This window comes from Shewanella sp. SM87, assembly GCF_025653705.1.
Lineage (GTDB): Bacteria > Pseudomonadota > Gammaproteobacteria > Enterobacterales > Shewanellaceae > Shewanella > Shewanella oncorhynchi.
On record NZ_JAKKSC010000002.1, the window covers coordinates 102,041 to 122,471 of the forward strand.

General features: G+C 45.3%; 19 protein-coding genes and 9 tRNA genes. 26 read left to right on the forward strand and 2 right to left on the reverse strand.

The window, feature by feature from the left end:
* The first annotated feature begins 258 nt into the window (after positions 1-258).
* The 10 genes from L5M11_RS02045 (at position 259) to L5M11_RS02090 (ending at position 4,545) form a co-directional block, all read left to right on the forward strand.
* Positions 259-1,521, forward strand: coding sequence for an FAD-dependent monooxygenase (locus L5M11_RS02045; RefSeq protein ID WP_263191219.1), 1,263 nt, complete (start codon positions 259-261; stop codon positions 1,519-1,521).
* A 164-nt stretch (positions 1,522-1,685) separates the two neighbouring features.
* Positions 1,686-2,273, forward strand: a complete 588-nt coding sequence (gene pth / locus L5M11_RS02050) for an aminoacyl-tRNA hydrolase (RefSeq protein WP_263191221.1) — start codon at positions 1,686-1,688, stop codon at positions 2,271-2,273.
* 130 nt (positions 2,274-2,403) lie between these two features.
* Entirely contained in the window at positions 2,404-3,495 is a 1,092-nt protein-coding gene (ychF, locus tag L5M11_RS02055; protein ID WP_028761466.1) for a redox-regulated ATPase YchF, read from the forward strand.
* A 208-nt stretch (positions 3,496-3,703) separates the two neighbouring features.
* A tRNA-Met gene (locus L5M11_RS02060) sits at positions 3,704-3,780 on the forward strand.
* A gap of 94 nt (positions 3,781-3,874) precedes the next feature.
* Positions 3,875-3,959: transfer RNA gene (locus L5M11_RS02065), tRNA-Leu, on the forward strand.
* A 59-nt stretch (positions 3,960-4,018) separates the two neighbouring features.
* Positions 4,019-4,093, forward strand: a tRNA-Gln gene (locus L5M11_RS02070).
* Between the two features lie 23 nt (positions 4,094-4,116).
* Positions 4,117-4,191, forward strand: a tRNA-Gln gene (locus L5M11_RS02075).
* A gap of 2 nt (positions 4,192-4,193) precedes the next feature.
* Positions 4,194-4,270: transfer RNA gene (locus tag L5M11_RS02080), tRNA-Met, on the forward strand.
* 75 nt (positions 4,271-4,345) lie between these two features.
* Positions 4,346-4,430, forward strand: a tRNA-Leu gene (locus L5M11_RS02085).
* Positions 4,431-4,470: 40 nt separating this feature from the next.
* Positions 4,471-4,545 (forward strand) — tRNA-Gln (locus tag L5M11_RS02090).
* A 205-nt stretch (positions 4,546-4,750) separates the two neighbouring features.
* Here L5M11_RS02090 and L5M11_RS02095 read toward each other — a convergent pair.
* The gene (locus L5M11_RS02095) at positions 4,751-5,467 is read right to left on the reverse strand and encodes a hypothetical protein (protein WP_263191306.1); all 717 of its coding nucleotides are present in this window, start codon (positions 5,465-5,467) and stop codon (positions 4,751-4,753) included.
* A gap of 470 nt (positions 5,468-5,937) precedes the next feature.
* Between L5M11_RS02095 and L5M11_RS02100 the strand changes: the two genes are divergently transcribed.
* The 7 genes from L5M11_RS02100 to secF all read left to right on the forward strand — a co-directional run bounded on the left by L5M11_RS02100 (position 5,938) and on the right by secF (position 12,638).
* On the forward strand, positions 5,938-6,534 hold the full coding sequence (locus L5M11_RS02100) for a PepSY-associated TM helix domain-containing protein (RefSeq protein ID WP_212599331.1): 597 nt from the start codon (positions 5,938-5,940) through the stop codon (positions 6,532-6,534).
* Between the two features lie 16 nt (positions 6,535-6,550).
* Entirely contained in the window at positions 6,551-7,063 is a 513-nt protein-coding gene (locus L5M11_RS02105; RefSeq protein ID WP_263185633.1) for a DUF2271 domain-containing protein, read from the forward strand.
* A 55-nt stretch (positions 7,064-7,118) separates the two neighbouring features.
* A complete protein-coding gene (locus L5M11_RS02110; protein WP_263191223.1) occupies positions 7,119-7,937 on the forward strand; it encodes a DUF4198 domain-containing protein in 819 nt (272 codons plus the stop codon).
* 299 nt (positions 7,938-8,236) lie between these two features.
* A complete protein-coding gene (gene greA / locus L5M11_RS02115; RefSeq protein WP_028761461.1) occupies positions 8,237-8,713 on the forward strand; it encodes a transcription elongation factor GreA in 477 nt (158 codons plus the stop codon).
* A 385-nt stretch (positions 8,714-9,098) separates the two neighbouring features.
* Positions 9,099-9,692, forward strand: a complete 594-nt coding sequence (locus tag L5M11_RS02120) for a hypothetical protein (RefSeq protein WP_263191225.1) — start codon at positions 9,099-9,101, stop codon at positions 9,690-9,692.
* A 226-nt stretch (positions 9,693-9,918) separates the two neighbouring features.
* On the forward strand, positions 9,919-11,733 hold the full coding sequence (gene secD / locus L5M11_RS02125) for a protein translocase subunit SecD (protein ID WP_263191227.1): 1,815 nt from the start codon (positions 9,919-9,921) through the stop codon (positions 11,731-11,733).
* Between the two features lie 2 nt (positions 11,734-11,735).
* On the forward strand, positions 11,736-12,638 hold the full coding sequence (gene secF / locus L5M11_RS02130) for a protein translocase subunit SecF (RefSeq protein ID WP_263191228.1): 903 nt from the start codon (positions 11,736-11,738) through the stop codon (positions 12,636-12,638).
* An 89-nt stretch (positions 12,639-12,727) separates the two neighbouring features.
* Here secF and yhbY read toward each other — a convergent pair whose 3' ends face one another.
* Positions 12,728-13,027, reverse strand: a complete 300-nt coding sequence (yhbY, locus tag L5M11_RS02135; protein WP_006082725.1) for a ribosome assembly RNA-binding protein YhbY — start codon at positions 13,025-13,027, stop codon at positions 12,728-12,730.
* Positions 13,028-13,117: 90 nt separating this feature from the next.
* Here yhbY and rlmE point away from each other — a divergent pair, with 90 nt between their 5' ends.
* The 9 genes from rlmE to rimP all read left to right on the forward strand — a co-directional run bounded on the left by rlmE (position 13,118) and on the right by rimP (position 20,409).
* Complete coding sequence (gene rlmE, locus L5M11_RS02140) at positions 13,118-13,747, forward strand: 23S rRNA (uridine(2552)-2'-O)-methyltransferase RlmE (RefSeq protein ID WP_006082724.1); 630 nt, start codon at positions 13,118-13,120, stop codon at positions 13,745-13,747.
* Positions 13,748-13,776: 29 nt separating this feature from the next.
* On the forward strand, positions 13,777-15,747 hold the full coding sequence (gene ftsH / locus L5M11_RS02145; protein WP_173913187.1) for an ATP-dependent zinc metalloprotease FtsH: 1,971 nt from the start codon (positions 13,777-13,779) through the stop codon (positions 15,745-15,747).
* A gap of 210 nt (positions 15,748-15,957) precedes the next feature.
* Entirely contained in the window at positions 15,958-16,791 is an 834-nt protein-coding gene (gene folP, locus L5M11_RS02150) for a dihydropteroate synthase (RefSeq protein ID WP_263172662.1), read from the forward strand.
* A gap of 80 nt (positions 16,792-16,871) precedes the next feature.
* Positions 16,872-18,209, forward strand: coding sequence for a phosphoglucosamine mutase (gene glmM, locus L5M11_RS02155; protein ID WP_263146892.1), 1,338 nt, complete (start codon positions 16,872-16,874; stop codon positions 18,207-18,209).
* A gap of 194 nt (positions 18,210-18,403) precedes the next feature.
* Complete coding sequence (tpiA, locus tag L5M11_RS02160; protein ID WP_006082720.1) at positions 18,404-19,186, forward strand: triose-phosphate isomerase; 783 nt, start codon at positions 18,404-18,406, stop codon at positions 19,184-19,186.
* Position 19,187: 1 nt separating this feature from the next.
* The gene (secG, locus tag L5M11_RS02165) at positions 19,188-19,523 is read left to right on the forward strand and encodes a preprotein translocase subunit SecG (protein ID WP_028761453.1); all 336 of its coding nucleotides are present in this window, start codon (positions 19,188-19,190) and stop codon (positions 19,521-19,523) included.
* 11 nt (positions 19,524-19,534) lie between these two features.
* Positions 19,535-19,621 (forward strand) — tRNA-Leu (locus L5M11_RS02170).
* 82 nt (positions 19,622-19,703) lie between these two features.
* Positions 19,704-19,780: transfer RNA gene (locus L5M11_RS02175), tRNA-Met, on the forward strand.
* Positions 19,781-19,953: 173 nt separating this feature from the next.
* Complete coding sequence (gene rimP, locus L5M11_RS02180) at positions 19,954-20,409, forward strand: ribosome maturation factor RimP (RefSeq protein ID WP_006082718.1); 456 nt, start codon at positions 19,954-19,956, stop codon at positions 20,407-20,409.
* Positions 20,410-20,431 lie beyond the last annotated feature (22 nt).

The window sequence follows — 20,431 nt, forward strand, 5'->3', positions numbered from 1 at the left end:
ACAAATGCTAGGTTTTTATTGTTCGGCTGCATTTGGGCAAGATTAATATTGTTAACATGCTGAGCTTTCGTTATTTCCAGCAAACTATTCGGGCTTGAATGCCTATGTCTTCACGGATTTCGAATCGAAATGCGCTCAACATTTCCGTGGTATCTTGATATAAGGCATAATCGAGCGGGTTTGTGAAAAGTCGCTTAGGCAGAAATACAGAAGGGCTTAAAGGTGCTAACTAAGGTCGTAACTAAGGTGGTAAGTAGGATGAGCCAGATTGAAGAGACACATGCACAGATGATATCCGATACCACAGATTCTAACGTGACTCATTCTGACGTTACTCATGCTGAAAGTACTGAGTTCGATGTCATTCTTGTCGGCGGCGGCATGGTTGGTGCGGCGACGGCAATTGGATTAGCCCAACAGGGTTTGCAAGTGGCGGTGATTGAATCTTTTGCGCCAGAGGCTTATCAAGCCGAACAGCCATTAGATGTGCGAGTCTCGGCCATCAGTGTGGCTTCTGAAACGCTGCTTGAACGTCTTGGCGCCTTGGACTCATTGCTCAAGATGCGTAATGTGCCTTATCTTGGCTTAGAAACTTGGGAGCTCGATGGCTATATCACCCAATTCCACTGTTCACAAATTGGCGCCAGCCATTTAGGCCATATAGTCGAAAACCGTTTAATCCAACTAGCCCTGTGGCAACAGATGACACAATTGGCTGGGATTACTTTATATTGTCCCGATAAAGTGGTGGCATTTGCACGCGATAGCGACAGTGTGAGCGTGCACTTACAATCGAATAGTAAACTGACCTCTAAGTTGTTGGTTGGCGCCGATGGTGCTCACTCGCAGGTACGTCAATGGGCGGGAATTGGCATTTCGGGTTGGGATTACGCTCAATCGGCCATGTTGATTAATATCAACACCGCACAGGGGCAACAGGATGTGACTTGGCAGCAGTTTACGCCCAAAGGGCCACGTTCATTATTACCTTTACCTGGCAATAACGCTTCGCTGGTGTGGTACGACGATGCCAATCGAATTAAACAGTTAATGCAGCTTAATAATAAACAGCTTGCAGATCAGATAAGAGTGCATTTCCCAGCGCGTTTGGACGCTGATTTTACCGTTGAGAATAAAGGCAGTTTTGGCCTCACTCGCCGCCATGCCCAGCGCTACTATAGTCATAATGTGGTGATTTTAGGCGATGCCGCCCACACCATTAATCCCCTCGCAGGCCAAGGGGTAAACCTTGGGTTTAAGGATGTCGAAGCGTTTTTAGCGGTTATCAAGGATGCATTAGGCCAAGATAATATCTGGTGGTCGAATGAAGTGCTTGCCCAATATCAGCGCAAACGTTATCGCGATAATCAATTGATGATGACCGCGATGGATTTGTTTTACGCCGGTTTTAGCAACGATATTCTGCCGCTAAAGCTGCTGCGTAATGGCGCGTTAAAGTTGGCAAACATCAATTCTCCGCTCAAAAAGACTGTCCTTAAATATGCTATGGGGCTTAATTAACGCTGAGTTGTTCTGTGTTCTGACCTTGTGTTCTGCTCCTGTGCGATGACGTGGCATTTGTTGACTTGGGGTTTGAGTGCTAAAATGCCGCGTTTTAGCTGGTATGGTCAGTTCAGTCGGCACTTTGCGCGGCTGTCATCGACGAAATAACGATATTGAGTGTCATGAGCGAAATAAAATTAATAGTTGGTCTGGCTAATCCAGGTGCTGAATATGCACACACTCGCCATAATGCGGGGGCTTGGTACGTACTTGAGTTAGCGAGAATTTGCGGCGTGACTTTAGTGGCCGATAGTAAGTATTTTGGTTTGACCGCCAGAGCCGTATTGCACGATAAAGATGTCCGCTTATTGATCCCGACGACTTATATGAATTTAAGCGGTAAAGCGGTTGGCGCTTTGGCGAATTTTTTCCGTATCACGCCGGAAGAGATTCTGGTCGCTCACGATGAACTCGATCTGCCGCCCGGTGTGGCTAAGTTTAAGCTCGGTGGCGGTCATGGCGGCCACAATGGTCTGAAAGATATTATTGCTAAACTGGCTAACGATAAAAACTTCTACCGTTTACGCTTAGGTATCGGTCATCCCGGTGATAAAAATCAAGTGAGTGGTTACGTACTGGGAAAAGCACCTGCTAAAGAGCAAGAGCTTATCGAGGCGGCGATAGATGAAGCCGTGCGTTCTACCGAAATTTTGTTTAAACAAGACATGGTGAAAGCCATGAACAGATTACACTCCTTTAAAGCGGAGTAGGTTCTGCCTTTGGCGAGACTCAAGTGTTAAGTGATTTAATTATTCAGTAATGTGCTGCCATAGGGCAGGACGACTAAACCTCGCTGATGAGTGTGACTTGTCAGCCAATAATCGAGAGAAAGGTAAGCATATGGGTTTTAAATGCGGCATTGTTGGTCTTCCTAACGTAGGTAAATCAACGCTTTTTAATGCGTTAACTAAGGCTGGCATCGAAGCGGCTAACTTCCCGTTTTGTACCATTGAACCTAACACTGGTGTTGTACCTGTGCCGGATCCACGTCTGGATGCGTTAGCTGCGATTGTGAATCCACAACGTGTGTTACCTACCACCATGGAATTCGTGGATATTGCGGGTCTTGTGGCTGGCGCATCTAAAGGCGAAGGCTTAGGTAACAAGTTCCTCGCTAACATCCGTGAAACCGATGCTATTGGTCATGTAGTACGTTGTTTTGATGATGACAACATTGTTCACGTTGCTAACAAGGTTGACCCTGCTGGCGATATCGAAGTCATCAACACTGAATTAGCCTTAGCTGACTTAGACAGTTTAGAGCGTGCTGTTCAGCGTCAGCAGAAACGTGCTAAAGGTGGCGATAAAGACGCTAAGTTTGAAGTGGAAGTATTAGAAAAAATGCGCCCCATTTTAGACGAAGCTAAAATGTTGCGTTCTATGGATTTATCGAAAGAAGAGCTGGAAGCGGTGGCTTACCTGAACTTCTTAACCTTAAAACCGACCATGTATATTGCTAACGTTGCGGAAGATGGTTTTGAAAATAACCCGCACTTAGATGCCGTTCGCGCCATTGCTGCGACAGAAAACGCTATCGTTGTTGCCGTATGTGCGGCGATTGAATCTGAACTGGCCGAGATGGAAATCGAGGAGCGCGATGAGTTTATGGCGGATCTGGGTATCGAAGAACCAGGTTTAGATCGTGTGATCCGCGCAGGTTATGAATTACTGAATCTGCAAACCTATTTCACCGCAGGCGTGAAAGAAGTGCGTGCTTGGACTGTGCCAGTGGGGGCGAGTGCTCCGCAAGCGGCGGGCGTTATCCATACCGATTTTGAACGCGGTTTTATCCGTGCCCAAGTGATGGCATTTGACGACTTTATTGCCCACAAAGGTGAAGCTGGCGCGAAAGAAGCCGGTAAGTTACGCGTGGAAGGTAAAACCTATATCGTTAAAGATGGCGATGTGATGCATTTCCTGTTTAACGTATAACAAAGCTTATTCACGCTGTAAGTCTCGATAAATTAAGCTAAGTATGAGCAACAAGGTGTTATTTAGCACATCTGTTGCTCAGTTTGGTGAAGTAATAGCCGAACAGCTTAACCTAAGGGAAATAGCGAAAAAAAGCTGTTGACCTAGATACCTCGAATAAGCATAATACGCCCCGTTCCTCGCTGAGAGGGGCGCGTAATATCGATGTGGCAATGTAGCTCAGCTGGTTAGAGCACAGCACTCATAATGCTGGGGTCGCAGGTTCAAGTCCCGCCATTGCTACCATTTTATTTAAGATAAATTTCTTATATAAAATGAATCACGATTTTACTCTAGCATTAATTGCTAGCATCTCTTCACGATGTAAACATGAAACTGTGCGGGAATGGTGAAATTGGTAGACACGCCAGATTTAGGTTCTGGTGCCGCAAGGTGTGAGAGTTCAAGTCTCTCTTCCCGTACCATTTTTAGATATATGAATTTAGAAACATCGGCGATAGCGGATGTTTGAAACAGAGTTAGTTGGGGTATCGCCAAGTGGTAAGGCACCGGGTTTTGATCTCGGCATTCCAAGGTTCGAATCCTTGTACCCCAGCCATTTTTCTCAGTTTCCAAGTTGATTGGGGTATCGCCAAGTGGTAAGGCACCGGGTTTTGATCTCGGCATTCCAAGGTTCGAATCCTTGTACCCCAGCCATTGGCAATGTAGCTCAGCTGGTTAGAGCACAGCACTCATAATGCTGGGGTCGCAGGTTCAAGTCCCGCCATTGCTACCATATTTAACTCTGTTAAAGTGATTTATCAGAGAAAAATCCAAAAATGTTGAATAGACAATTTTGGTACATTTTGATGCGGGAATGGTGAAATTGGTAGACACGCCAGATTTAGGTTCTGGTGCCGCGAGGTGTGAGAGTTCAAGTCTCTCTTCCCGTACCATCAAAATGCAATCTTCGATAGAAGATTAAACACAGTTTATTGGGGTATCGCCAAGTGGTAAGGCACCGGGTTTTGATCTCGGCATTCCAAGGTTCGAATCCTTGTACCCCAGCCAAAAGTTAAAAAGCCTGTCTTCGGACAGGCTTTTTGCTTTTTAACTTTTAACTAATTTCAGCTTAGCGTTATTTTGCTTTCAGTTTCCCTTCAATTAGCCCGTCCAGCCTTTCCCTTGTCTCTATAATTCCCGTTGGTTGTGGCAATTCAGCTATTTTCAAAGTTAATCCACAGTGCCATTTGAGCTGGCACTGTGGTGATCCGTTTTATTGCTTTTTGACTTCAGGAGCAACGGGTGGCGATTTTATTTCTGCTGGAGCAGCTGGAACGGCGACTTTTGCAGCCGCTTCAGTGATATTGATTGGCATTGCAGCATTCTTAATGACTGTATTCTCTGTGACTGCACTATCAATAACGGCACTTTGGGCCGCTTTAACATCACCTGTTGCAACGGCTTTGACAGCATCAGGTATTGCTAATTGTTGCTGCACTTGGTTCGCGCCCGCTTCTATGGCTTTTTGTTGTAACTTCTGTGGATCAGTATAGTCGGCTAATTCCTTCGGCCAACTTGGGACCCGTTTTTCTACCTGATTACTGAATTGCTCAGAAATCACTAAGGGTGCACCGCCTTTCATCAGCATGACTGCCATTTGGTTGGTGTCTGAGTTCCAAACTAGGCCTGCTTTTTCTGCCATTTCGGGGACAGGGGTGTAAGTTGACACTAAGTAGATGAGTGGACCTTCCTGTTGGATCTTGTCGGCCGTTTTGAGCAGGGACAGGGTGGTATCGTAATTTTTACCCAGCAATTCCTGCATACGGTTCTTGATGAGCGGTTGTTCGAATAATCCGACATCGTTCGGATCTAAACCGACAAGGGGTTTAAGCAGGGCCCACATGAGCTGGCCTTGGGGTGACATTAATAAGAGTGGTGCAACGCAGGCGTTGAGCATTAATGCGAGCCACACAATATGCAGGCAGCGCATTTTTTTGAGCAGAGATGTACTCAAGATGATATTTCCTTGGAAGTACCAGCAAGTCGCCGGCGGCGGATTGTAGCTGATTGGCATAAGGTAAACGAGAGGGTGGCAAAGTAAATTTTAAGCAAAAAAATTAACCCAAATGTTGGATTTTATCCTCCTGAATTTGAAAGGTATTTACAGGTGATACAATAAATTATTTGCTGCTAATTTAATCGAAGGTAATGGTTTTTGAGTGCTAAAAATAGATTCACTCCTAAGTGCTTTATTTTTAGCACTTATTTTTCTTCTTACTTTTTAACTTCTTTTTCAGTATTGAATATGTAAAGTTTGTAAACTTTGTTCTGTTTGATAATCGATCTCATTTAATCTCGGCGCATTAAATTAGTTTAATGCAGCTTATTTCTATCTTTAGCTGCATAGGGAAAGCAGACTTTGGAGGTATTTCTCTTCGGTTTGCTTTTGAGAGTGCATCATTGAAATTAAGAGTCAGTAAGTCGTCTTTGTCCTTTGCCCGCATTATTCATGTTTATGTGTCTATGGCTTTATTGTTGCTGATGCTGTTTTTTGCTGTGACAGGTATAACGTTAAATCATCCTAATTGGTTTTCTCAAGCTGATCAGGAACCTAAGCGGGAACAAGTGCCAATCCCAGCCTATTTGTTACCCGTTAATGCCCAAGACTCACAATGGCGTCTGGCTGCGGGTCATTGGTTGAAAAGTGAATGGGCTATGGATATGGCGAGTGCCGATATCGATGAAGATGAAATTAGTTTAGTCAGCAAAGGGCCCGGCACTTACCGCAGCCTGACATTGGACTTACTCGACGGGCAAGCCTATGTCGAAACCTTAGATTACGGTGTCGTTGCCGTAGTGAATGATTTGCATAAGGGCCGTAACACAGGCACAGCTTGGGCTTGGATACTCGATCTCAGCGCTGTGCTTATCATTTTATTTTCGCTCACTGGGGCTTATTTGTTGTTGCCTCAAACCAAGCGCCTCAAAAAGTCATTGTTATACATGGTACTCGTCAGCAGTAGTTGCGGGCTTGTGTATGTTTATTTTGTTCCATAAGGAGTATAGGCCGAGTATGCGTCATCTTATTCGCACCATTGCGGTGAGTGCTTTGTTTGTCAGTTCTGTGGCGTTTGCGACGCCTAAAATGACAGTCGATTTAACCTTGCCTGAAATTACCGAAGGGCAATATCACAGACCCTATGTGGCCGTATGGGTTGAGGATGCCAAGGGGCAAACGGTTAAAACCTTAAGCCTTTGGGTATGGGATGAAGGCCATAAATGGTTGAAAGATATCCGTCGTTGGTGGCGTAAAGCCGGACGCGAAGATATGAGCTTTGTTGACGGTATTGCATCTGCGACACGTCCCGCGGGTCATTACAAAATCGATTGGGATTTAAAAGATGAGGCGGGAAAAGTGCTTGAACCTGCCACTTACACTGTATTTATTGAAGTGGTGCGTGAACACGGTGGTCGCGATCTTGTACGACAAAATATCGATTTAGCTGCGGGAGATTTCTCTGTGCAGTTGCCCGCTACGACAGAAACTGGCGTTATCGACTTACGCTTAAGCGGCATGGCTCGTTGAGTCAATCCATTAAATATTTAGCCCGTATATTAATTGTTAAACTTAAGGAAAAGGCATGAAATTACGTCTTATTGCATTACTTAGCACACTTTGCATTAGCCCATTGGCAAGTAGCCACGACAGATGGATTTTACCTAGCCACTTCAACGTTTCGGCTGAAAGTGAAGAAATTGTGTGGATTACTTCAGATGTGTCTGCCAGTAATCAAGTGTTTATGATGGATAAACCTTTTAGTGCCAGTGATGTGCGTGTGTTACAGCCAAATGGAAAACCAACGTCTCCAAGCTCAAGTTACACGGGCGGACGTAAGTCGGTGTTTGATGTGCAACTGATGCAAGATGGCACTTATAAGTTTGAAAAAGAAGTTTCACCTCGTTATTTTTCTCAATATAAAGTTAAAGGAAAAGAAGGGGTTGTACGCAGCCGTATGGATAAAAAAGCCACAACTGCTGCTATGCCAAAGGGAGCCTATGAACTTGAAAGTTCTTTAAATGTGTCGCGGGTTGAAACCTATGTCACACGTAATAAGCCAACTGAGGAAGTGTTAAAGCCTAAGGGGGAATATTTAGAACTAGTGCCTGTGACTCATCCTGCTGATATTGTTGAGAACGAAGCTGCTACCCTGCAATTTGTTTTCGATGGTAAGCCCGTTGAAGGCGTTAAAGTCGCCATTATGAAAGACGGTAGCTTATATCGTAACAAACCAGAGGAAATCGAATTTACCTCAGATAAAGACGGTAAAGTTTCAATGATCTTACCTTCAGCAGGACGTTATCTCTTACATGCGGCAATTGAGCGCCCTAATTCAGATAAATCCCTTGCTGATAAAACGGTTAGCGAAATCTTTTTGACCTTTGAGGCTGGGCTTGAATAAGTGAGTTAACCTCTAATTTGAGGTTTTTGCTTTGAGTCTTTATGCCCACGGTCTAAATGGCGAGTGGGCATTTTTGTATTCATTTCGTACTAAAACGTGTGCGAAATTTCCTTAGGTATACAGATTTGAATTTGATTACTGGTAACTCTGCTTAAGGTTGGGTAAGCTGCGTCAATGCATAGTTCTTGGTGCATCAAAAGCGCATAACGATTAGAATAGCGCAATTCCACCCTCATTTGACTGTGTTGACCTTAGCGTTGGCACGGGTTGCTTTTGTTTTAAAGGAGACGAAAGAAGTTATGACTAAGGTTCCTATGACAGTTGTCGGTGCAGAGCAGCTGCGTAAAGAGTTAGATATTCTCAAGTTTGACCGTCGCCCTAAAATCACTGAAGCAATTGCTTCAGCGAGAGAGTTAGGCGACTTGAAAGAAAACGCGGAATACCATGCGGCTCGTGAGGAACAAGGTATTTGTGAAGCACGTATCCGTGATATTGAGGGTAAGTTATCTAACGCGCAAATTATCGACGTCACTAAGATGGTGAATAACGGTCGTATCATTTTTGGCGCCACTGTGACTATTTTAAATCTCGATACCGATGTTGAAGTGACTTATCGCATAGTCGGCGATGACGAAGCGAATATTAAAGAAAACCTGATTTCAGTGAATTCACCAATAGCCCGCGGTTTAGTCGGCAAAAATGAAGGTGATGAAGTGTCTATTACTACGCCAGGTGGTATGACAGATTACGAAATCATCTCAGTACAGTATTTATAATCTGCTTATAATACTTTGCTTATAGTGTTGTGAGCGTGACTCATGCGATATCGCTAAAACCGTCCTAGGGCGGTTTTTTGTTATCCGCGAATTAAGTTTGTTTACGGCTTGAGTTTAGGGCTTTAGCCAAGGATATCGATCGCGCTTCAGCGTTGAATTCGGGGTAAGATGGACAAAGTTTAATTTGTCTCTTTGTAGGTTTTTACCTAAGCTGCCATCCTAGCAAAATCAACATTGGCGAAATGTGTATGTTGTTTTTTTGCGCGAGTTTCACTTTATGGACCCACAGTTAAGCATCAAAAGCGAACAGTGAATAGGTTCATCTTTAGTTTGATAACGTTTTATAAGAGGGCACGCTTTGGTCAAACATTGGCGTACAGGATTGATGTTAGTTTGCGTGGCGATCATGTTGATTGCGCACTCGGCTAGCTATGCGCCAAAACCCTCAGTACAGCGCAGTGATGCAACTCGCCATTATGCTCAGATGCATACTGTGAGTCTTGATAGCTCGACTCCCCATACAAAGCGAAGCGCTGAGCCTCAAAGTTTGCCCGATGCCGATGTTATCGCCCAAGACAATGCGCAGCTCAATGCCCAATCTAATGCACAGTCTGATGCGCAAACCGTTGAAAGCTGCGGCTCACCGAATAGTCATGATACCGATCTAGTCAATTCAGAATTAGAATCACAGCCAGCACCTTGTCCGAGTTCTGGCTATGTGAGTCATTCAGATGACTTAGATTTTGCCCCGATAAATTCGCCGCGATTTATCAGTCTTGCCCAGCACGATGTGCGTGAGGTCAAGCCAGTATATGTACTCGCTGTAGACTTTACTGCCGAACCGACATCCAATGTCGTTGAACCCACCGATCTTGATATCACATCAGATTGGACGCTTTCTGCTGTTTCTTCCCCCGCCCGAATTTCGGGTTGGAAAGTCTCAAATCTTCAATATCGATTTAGCCAACAAGCCGCTTAACTCGCCTATTTAGGCATGACGTTGATAGGAGCCTACTCTTATCGATTTTTCATGCTGTTGTCTTTTTGTACTCACCGAAACTTTTTATAGCTGCTTAAGTAGGCAGTGATGTTTTGAGCCTTACGAGCTTAGCCGCTGGTACTCAATCACGTGTTTCGGACTGATATCAATATGTTCGCTTAGTGATTTGATTCAAATGCTGAGCGTTAAATAGCGAGTTAATCCCATGGAAAGAAAACCCAATCAACGGCTGCTAAATCACTATTCAGCTTGGAAATACTTAGTGCTTATCGTCACTATTATCGTGATGCTATTCAGTGCCTTGCCGACATTTTACGGTGAGGATGCGGCGGTGCAGGTGGGCGCGAAGGCGGGGTTAACGCTCACACCTATTGCCCTTCGAGATAAGCTACAAGCTGAAGGCGTGACGGTAAAACGTATCGACCAAAAAAATGGTGAAACCTTAATTGTCCTCGATGCGGATAACCAACAAACCTTAGTCAAAACTTTAGTGTCTTCTATGGTCGCAGAGCCAAAAGAATTGACTTTATCCCTTGCCAGTGCGGCGCCAAGTTGGTTACAAAACTTAGGCTTTCAGCCGATTAAACTCGGGCTCGACTTGCGCGGTGGCGTACAGTTCTTACTCGATGTTGATATTGATCCTGTTTATCAAACTCAGGCCGAGACGCTTGTTGATTCGCTACGTCAATTCATCCGTGAGCAGAAAATTCGTGGTGCTAGCGTGCATTTGGACCAAAGTCACCAGTTAAACATGACATTGCCCGATAATGATGCCCGTGCTGCCGTGCGTCAAATGATGAAAGAGTCCTATCCTAATTGGCAGCTATCCAATGCAGATGGCGCGGGTTTACTGATTAAGTTGAGCCAAGAAGAGCAAACGAAACTGCGTAATTTGACAGTGCAGCAAAACTTACAAGTGATGCGCAGCCGTATTGAAGAACTCGGTATCACTGAAGCTTTAGTGCAGCGTCAAGGGGAGCATCGAATTCGGATTGAATTGCCTGGAGTACAAGATCCTGCCGCCGCCAAAAACGTTATCGGTGCTACGGCGAGTCTGGCCTTCTTCGAGGTTAAAGAGTCTGGCTCCGTCAATGCTATGGTACTCAATGACAAGTCTGGTAAGCCTATTTATGTGAGCCGCACACCAGTGCTGGGTGGCGATCATATTGTCGATGCGAGGGCGAATTTAGGCGAGATGGGCATGGCGGAGGTGAACATTAACCTTGACCGTGTGGGTGGGCAGAAAATGTCTGAGTTTTCCCGTACCAATATCGGCAAACCTATGGCGACGTCTTACAGCGAATACAGCCGTGATGAGCAAGGTAAGGCAAAGCAAACACAAGAGATTATCAGTGTTGCGACGATTCAATCCCAACTTGGAGATCGTTTTCGCATTACGGGTGCTGGCTCCTATCAAGAAGCACAACAATTAGCTTTGTTACTGCGAGCAGGCTCTATGACGGCGCCAGTGACTATTGTTGAAGAGCGCACTATTGGCCCGACGCTGGGTGCTGAAAACATTGAAAACGGTTTTGCTGCCCTTGGTTTAGGGATGGGGATTACCTTGCTGTTTATGGCGCTTTGGTATCGCCGTCTCGGTTGGGTGGCGAATATAGCGCTGATCTCCAATATGGTGATCCTGTTTGGTTTACTGGCACTTATCCCTGGCGCTGTGTTGACCTTACCTGGGATTGCGGGCTTGGTGTTAACAGTCGGTATGGCTGTCGATACCAACGTGCTGATTTTCGAGCGAATAAAAGACAAGTTAAAGGAAGGTCGCAGTTTTGCGCTGGCAATTGATACTGGGTTTGATAGCGCGTTTTCTACTATTTTTGACGCCAACTTCACCACTATGATCACTGCAGTGGTGCTTTACTCCATAGGTAATGGTCCAATCCAAGGTTTTGCCTTGACCTTAGGTCTAGGTCTATTGACCAGCATGTTTACCGGTATCTTTGCTTCAAGGGCCTTGATCAACTTAGTTTATGGACGTGATGCTAGCCGTCATGTGAGGGTATAACCATGAAAAATATCAATCTAACTAAATGGCGTTATGTTTCGAGTGCTATCTCTATTTTGTTGATGCTAGTGTCATTAACCATCATCGGCGTGAAAGGTTTTAACTGGGGCTTAGATTTTACTGGCGGTGTCGTCACCGAAGTGCAGGTCGATAGAAAAATTACCAGCAGTGAATTGCAACCTTTACTCAACGCCGCTTATCAGCAAGAAGTGAGTGTAGTCTCCGCCAGTGAGCCGGGACGTTGGGTGTTGCGCTATTCCGATATAAAGAGTGTCGATACAGAGCAAGGTAATATCGATATTCAGCAGGTATTAGCGCCACTTAACTCTGAAGTGCAAGTGCTTAACAGCAGTGTTGTCGGGCCGCAGATTGGTCAAGAATTGGCAGAGCAGGGCGGTTTGGCGCTGTTAGTCGCTATGCTGGCGATATTAGGTTATTTAAGTTATCGCTTCGAATGGCGACTCGCATCGGGTGCTCTATTCGCCTTAGTGCATGACGTAGTGTTCGTGCTGGCATTTTTCGCGTTGACTCAGATGGAGTTTAATTTAACGATACTTGCGGCTGTGCTGGCGATTTTAGGTTACTCCTTAAACGATTCGATCATTATCGCTGATCGTATTCGTGAATTATTGATTGCTAAGCCAAAGCTTGCGATTCAAGACATTAACAACCAAGCAATTGTGGCGACGTTTTCTCGTACTATGGTGACCTCAGGGACAACCTTAATGACGGTCGGTGCGCTGTGGATCATGGGCGGTGGGCCGCTGGAAGGATTTTCGATTGCAATGTTTATCGGTATATTAACCGGCACATTCTCTTCGATTTCGGTTGGTACCTCATTGCCTGAGTTATTAGGCTTAACGCCTGAGCATTATAAGGAACAAGTTATTTCTGAAACACCTTAGGGCTATGCTAATCGCTTAAATTAACAGCGAAAACAAAAAGGCCACTCGATTGAATGGCCTTGTTGTTAACACGATAAAATCAAGAAAAATTACTTTGCCTTTGGCAAAGCAATTTTCATTTCTGGTGATTGACGATAAATCACCAGAATATGACCAATAAGTTGCACTTTTGCGGATTGAGTTTCACGTACTATGGCATCAACGATGGCATTTTTTAGCTCTCTGTCGGCAGAGGCTACTTTCACTTTAATCAGTTCATGATAAGCGAGTGCGCTTTCAATTTCAGCGAGTACACCTTCAGTCAATCCATTGGCACCAAGCAGCACCACTGGCTTTAGCGGATGCGCTAGACCTTTTAAATGCTGTTTTTGTTTGGTTGTTAAGTTCATTTCTACCAACTTTTGCTGAGTTACTGTTGAAAAACGGCTATTCTACCCTTATATAGCCTTTGTGTAACTCTCAATTGTTGCGGATTTTAAATGTCAGGTATAAAACGTACGGCCAGTTCTAATCGCTGGATGCTAGAACACTTTGATGATCACTATGTCAAACTAGCCCAAAAAATGGGCTTGCGATCTCGCGCTGCGTTTAAGCTTGAGGAGATCCAGCAAAAGGATCAACTAATTCGCCCAGGCATGACTGTGGTTGATCTCGGTGCCGCTCCGGGAGGTTGGTCTCAAGTGGCAGTTAAATTAGCGGGAGATAGAGGTAAAGTCATCGCCTGTGACATTTTGCCTATGGATCCCATCGTCGGCGTCGATTTTTTGCAAGGGGATTTTCGTGAAGATAAAGTCCTTCAAGCATTACTTACTCGCGTCGGTGATGCTAAAGTTGACGTTGTGTTGTCTGATATGGCACCCAACATGAGTGGTTCAGATAGTGTTGATCAACCCCGTGCCATGTATTTAGTGGAATTGGCGTTAGATATGTGCCATCAAGTATTGGCTCCTAATGGCTGTTTTGCGGTAAAAGTCTTTCAGGGGGAGGGCTTTGACGAATACATGAAAGCGGTAAAAGCAGTGTTTAAAGTCGTTAAAACACGTAAACCAGACTCTTCACGGGCTCGTTCCCGCGAAGTCTATCTTGTGGCGACAGGGTACAAGTTGTAGTAACCTAGCGTTAATAATCGCAAGACTTAATGAGGTCTAGTAATTTGAGTGACATGGCAAAAAATCTAATACTCTGGGTTGTCATCGCCGTTGTGCTGATGTCAGTGTTTCAGGGTTACTCCCCCTCTTCTTCGTCATCGCAGAAGATGGATTATTCTACCTTCTTAGATAATGTCCGTGATGGACAGGTCGCAACTGTTGAAGTTAAGAGCGACCAACGTACTATTGAAGGTGCTAAACGAACTGGTGAAAAATTCACTACTATCATGCCGTTATATGACCAAGATTTAATTAATGATCTTGATCGTAAAGGCATCACTATGAAGGGCCAAGAAGCCGAAGAGTCAGGGTTCCTTACCCAAATCTTCATCTCTTGGTTCCCGATGTTATTGCTTATCGGGGTATGGATTTTCTTCATGCGCCAGATGCAAGGCGGCGGTGGCAAAGGCGCTATGTCCTTTGGTAAGAGCAAAGCCAAGCTGATGAGCGAAGATCAGATTAAAACTACTTTTGCCGATGTTGCTGGTTGTGATGAAGCAAAAGAAGAAGTGAAAGAGCTGGTTGATTACCTGCGTGACCCAACTAAATTCCAAAAATTGGGCGGCCGAATTCCAACGGGCGTACTGATGGTGGGTCCTCCAGGTACAGGTAAAACTTTGCTGGCGAAAGCCATTGCGGGTGAATCTAAAGTACCTTTCTTCACTATTTCAGGTTCTGATTTCGTGGAAATGTTTGTTGGTGTCGGTGCATCCCGTGTGCGTGACATGTTTGAACAAGCGAAAAAGTCGGCACCTTGTATTATCTTCATCGATGAAATCGATGCGGTCGGTCGTCAACGCGGCGCGGGTTTAGGTGGTGGTCATGATGAACGTGAGCAAACACTGAACCAAATGCTGGTTGAGATGGATGGCTTCGAAGGTAATGAAGGCGTTATTGTTATCGCGGCAACTAACCGTCCAGACGTACTCGATTCTGCGTTACTTCGTCCGGGTCGTTTTGACCGTCAAGTGGTCGTTGGTTTACCAGACGTTCGTGGTCGTGAGCAGATTTTGAAAGTGCATATGCGTAAAGTGCCGCTTTCTGAAGATGTGAAGGCGAGTGTGATTGCTCGTGGTACGCCAGGTTTCTCGGGTGCTGATTTAGCTAACTTAGTGAACGAAGCTGCCTTGTTTGCGGCTCGCGGAAATCGCCGAGTTGTAGGCATGGAAGAATTTGAGCGTGCAAAAGATAAAATCATGATGGGTGCTGAGCGCCGCTCTATGGTGATGTCTGAAGCAGAAAAAGAAATGACTGCTTACCATGAAGCGGGCCATGCGATTGTGGGTTGTTTAGTGCCAGAGCACGATCCCGTGCACAAGGTCACTATCATTCCTCGCGGCCGTGCGCTGGGTGTCACTTTCTTCTTACCCGAAGCTGACTCAGTGAGCCAGAGCCGTCGTAAGTTAGAAAGCCAAATTTCGGTCGCCTACGGTGGTCGTTTAGCTGAAGAGCTTATTTACGGTACTGAGAAAGTGTCGACTGGCGCATCACAGGACATCAAATACGCGACATCTATTGCGCGTAACATGGTGACTCAGTGGGGCTTCTCGGACAAGCTAGGTCCATTATTGTATGCCGAAGAAGACGGTGAAGTGTTCTTAGGTCGCAGTATGGGTAAAGCCAAAGCCATGTCCGATGAAACTGCAACTATCATCGACGCTGAAGTGAAAGTCTTTATCGACAAGAACTACGCGAGAGCGAGGCAGATATTGACGGATAACCTCGATATTCTGCACTCAATGAAAGAAGCTTTAATGAAGTATGAAACCATTGATTCACTTCAAATTGACGATTTAATGAAACGTCGTGAAGTGCGTCAGCCTGCTGATTGGCAAGTAGATGACAGTGGTTCTAACGATAAAGGCAATGGTCATGGTGAACCAGCAGCGAAAGCTGAAGACAGTGTGACTGCACCTGCTGAGCCAGAACTTAAAGATCCTGATGAATCTCCAGCTAAGTAATGTGTTGTGAAACCAAAGAAAACCCCGTGAAGGGGTTTTCTTGTTTTACCTTGTAGCAATTTGACTGCGCTGTCATTGGTACTCTCTGCCACCATTGATATTTATCTTCTGACATTGGTCTTTTCGGATAGAAAATGAAGGCTTGAAATTAATGACGCAAGTTTTGCCAGTGAGTAAAATCGTAAGTGTTCGTATTACAGGAGTAAATGCGTGTTTGAACTGATTGCTGGCACTAAACGCCTTGCGTTATCTTCGCCCATTGTGATGGGTATTCTTAATGTCACTCCCGATTCTTTTTCCGACGGTGGCCAATATTCTTCCTATGAGTTTGCTTGTCAGCATGCCGATGATATGGTGGCTCAAGGCGCGGGAATGATAGACATTGGCGGTGAGTCGACAAGACCTGGCGCCGTCGAGGTGAGCTTAGCCGATGAACTTGCGCGGGTGATCCCGTTGGTGAAATATGTTGCGGCGCACCATGATGTGTGGATTTCGGTCGATACCAGTAAACCTGAAGTCATGCGTCAAGCTGTTGCTGCGGGCGCACATTTGATTAACGATGTGCGTGCCCTGATGGAGCCTGGTGCGCTTGAAGCTGCTGCAGAGTTGCAAGTCCCTATATGCTTAATGCATATGCAAGGCGAACCCCAAAGCATGCAATTTGCACCGACTTACCATAATGTTATTGAAGAAGTTTCTGCCTTTTTAACTGAGCGGATTGAAGCTTGCTTGCGAGCAGGGATCCCCCGTGAATTATTAATACTCGATCCGGGATTTGGTTTTGGTAAAAGCTTAGAGCATAACTATGAATTACTGGCGAAGCTCGACTGTTTTGCCCAGTTTGATTTACCGATATTGATAGGATTGTCTCGTAAGAGCATGATAGGAAACCTCTTAGCAAAACCGACCTCAGAACGTCTTGCTGGGAGCCTTGCTGGCGCTATGATAGCGGCCCAAAAGGGCGCTCATATCATTCGTGTGCATGATGTTACTGAAACTGTGGATATGCTCAAGGTGTTACAAGCGACACAAGCGTATTTTTAAGCATCGTTATGCTCTCGTTAAGCATTTAATTAATATTATGATCCCAAATCATTGGGACACATTTGAGTTTGTGGAGCGATATGAAAGAACGTAAATTTTTTGGAACTGACGGTATTCGGGGAAAAGTCGGTTCAGGTCAAATGACGCCTGAGCTTGCGCTTAAGTTAGGTTGGGCGGCGGGGCGCGTGTTATCCCGCAGTGGTACCAAAAAGGTGATTATAGGGAAAGATACCCGTATTTCGGGCTATATGTTTGAGTCAGCATTAGAAGCTGGCCTTTCTGCTGCAGGCCTTAATGTGATGTTAATGGGACCTATGCCAACGCCAGCAGTAGCCTATTTGACGCGCACGTTTCGCGCCGAAGCTGGGGTGGTGATCAGCGCGTCACACAATCCGTATTACGATAACGGTATTAAGTTTTTTTCCACCGACGGCAGTAAGTTAGACGATAACCTAGAGCTAGAAATTGAAGCCGAGCTTGAAAAGCCCCTCGTTTGTGTTGAATCGCATCTATTGGGGAAGGTATCGCGTATTGAAGATGCCCGTGGCCGTTATATTGAGTATTGCAAAGGTAATTTTCCTGCAGAACACACGTTAACTGGGCTAAAAATTGTGGTTGATTGTGCCCATGGCGCAACTTATCACATAGCGCCAGCTGTGTTTCGTGAGTTAGGTGCCGAGGTGATTGCTATTGGTGATAAACCCAACGGAATGAACATCAATGATAAAGTGGGCGCGACGTCCATGGGTAAAATTTGTGAAACCGTTCTAGCCGAAAGTGCCGATTTAGGTATTGCACTCGACGGTGACGGTGACCGTATTATGATGGTCAACAGCAAAGGCGAAGTGATCGACGGCGATCAAATTTTATATATTCTGGCCTGTGATGCGAAATCCCGTGGCGTATTACGCGGTGGTGTAGTTGGTACGTTAATGTCAAACCTTGGGCTTGATCTCGCCTTGCAAGCATTAGACATCCCCTTTGCGCGTTCGAAAGTGGGCGACCGTTATGTGATGGAACTACTTAAAGAACTCGATTGGCGCATCGGCGGTGAAAATTCAGGGCATATCCTCAATCTTGATCACGGCACAACTGGTGATGGCATCGTTGCGGGGATTTTAGTGTTAGCGGCTATGCGTCGTCAGAATGCCACGCTAGAAGAACTGACTTCTGCGATGGAAATGTTGCCGCAGGTGTTAGTCAATGTGCGCTTTGAAGGCGAGCACGACCCTCTTAAGTCAGATAAAGTTAAAGCGGCGCAGGCACAGGTTGAATCTCAACTGGGCGCGCGTGGCCGAGTATTATTACGTAAGTCAGGTACTGAACCTTTGATCCGTGTCATGGTTGAAGGTGACGATCATAGTGCAGTATTGGCGCACGCAAATTTGATTGCGGATGCGGTAAAATCGGCAAGCTAATATTTGCTAATTTTGTAATGAGTGCGGCTGATACCAATTTAAAATTAAGGTGTTAGCTGCACAAATGAACAGAAAACAGCTTTGGCGTGTAAAAAATAAGCATTCCAACCTGATATCTGAAAAAATTCGAATTTAGCTATTGTAACTTAATAAGTGGTTCGCTATTATTCACGCCGCTTTCAGAGGAGACAGTGATGGCACTCAGACGTCCTATGGTAGCTGGCAATTGGAAGATGAACGGCAGTGCGGCATTAGCCCAAGAGTTGTTCAAAAAATTTGCCTCTAAGCTCCAAAATGATTCAGCTGAAGTGGTTTTATGCCCGCCTTCTATCTATCTAGAGAGCGTTAGGCAACTGCTAGAAGCAAACAAGGAAGCGTTAGACGGTTCACTTGTTAGGATGGGCGCTCAAAACCTAAGTCAACATGACTTTGGCGCTTATACCGGAGAAGTTTCAGGTCAGATGCTCAAAGATTCAGGATGTCGATATGTAATTATCGGGCATTCAGAACGTCGCCGTATGTACGGAGAGACGAGTAATATCGTAGCGGAGAAATTCGCTGCTGCACAAAAGCATGGCTTAACCCCAATTTTATGTGTGGGTGAGTCAGGTCCAGCACGAGAAGCAAGACGCACCTTCGAGGTGATTGCTGAAGAGTTAGATATAGTGATCCAGAAAAATGGCACTATGGCTTTTGATAACGCTATTATCGCCTACGAGCCGCTTTGGGCTGTAGGAACAGGTAAAAGTGCTACACCAGAGCAGGCACAAGAAGTTCATGCGTTTATTCGCAAACGCCTCTCTGAAGTGTCTCCGTTTATCGGAGAAAATATCAGGATTCTCTACGGTGGTAGTGTGACACCGAGTAATGCTGCAGATTTATTTGCCCAACCTGATGTTGATGGTGGACTGATTGGCGGTGCTAGCTTAAACTCTAGCGAGTTTTTAAGTCTGTGTACCATAGCGATGAGCGCATAATATGTATGAAGTTCTAGTAGTTATTTACTTGTTGGTTGCATTAGGTCTAATAGGCTTAGTATTAATTCAGCAAGGTAAGGGAGCTGACATGGGGGCCTCTTTTGGCGCCGGTGCATCAGGTACTCTTTTTGGTTCAAGCGGTTCAGGTAATTTCCTGACACGCAGTACGGCGATTCTTGCCATTGCGTTTTTCACTTTAAGTCTGCTTATTGGTAACTTAAGTGCAAACCACGCAAAAAATGAAGATTCATGGAAAGATTTAGGTTCAGACACTGAACAGGTTACCCAACCAGTTGAGCAAGGAACCCAAAAGTCAGAAACGAAAATTCCTGACTAGTAAAAGGTGTCGCCGAGGTGGCGAAATTGGTAGACGCGCAGCCTTGAGGTGGCTGTGACCTAACGGTCGTGCGGGTTCAAGTCCCGCTCTCGGCACCAAATATAACTAAGATAGGCGAGATAAGTTCTCTCTTAGTTATTGCAAGAAATGACGATAGTCAATATACTTGCACACAGTTGACGCGGGGTGGAGCAGCATGGTAGCTCGTCGGGCTCATAACCCGAAGGTCGTCGGTTCAAATCCGGCCCCCGCAACCAGCTCCTAGTAACGAATAGTGTTTGAATTCGTTATGGTTTACAGGTTCTTGAAATTAATGACCTCGTGATTACGGGGTTTTTTGTTATCTGGGACTTTTAAATTTGTCGCATGCTTCGTATGTGGCGTTGTACTAGGGCTATTAAGCCCTTTTTTGTTTTTTCGGGGGTCAATCTTGGCAACGTTAGAATTCAGACTGGCAGAAATGCTCAAAGTACCTGTGGAAGCATTAGGCTTTCAGCTGTGGGGCATTGAATATGTTCAAGCGGGTAAGCATTCCACACTGCGAGTGTTCATTGATGGTGAGAATGGTATCAATATTGAAGATTGTGCCAATGCAAGTCGCCAAGTCAGTGCTGTACTCGATGTTGAAGATCCTATTTCTACAGAATATACCCTAGAGGTATCTTCGCCAGGCGTAGATAGACCCTTATTTACTGCTGAGCAGTACGCGGGCTATGTAGGCGAGGATGTAAAGCTTCAATTGACTATGCCGGTTGACGGCAGTCGTAATTTAAAAGGCGCCATCACTGCGGTCGACGGGCAAATGCTCTCGCTGAAAGTGAATGGTAAAGAGTTAGTTGTCGCATTGGATAATATCCGCAAAGGCAACTTAATCGCTAAGTTTTGATGGTTTCAAGGTGAACGAGGCA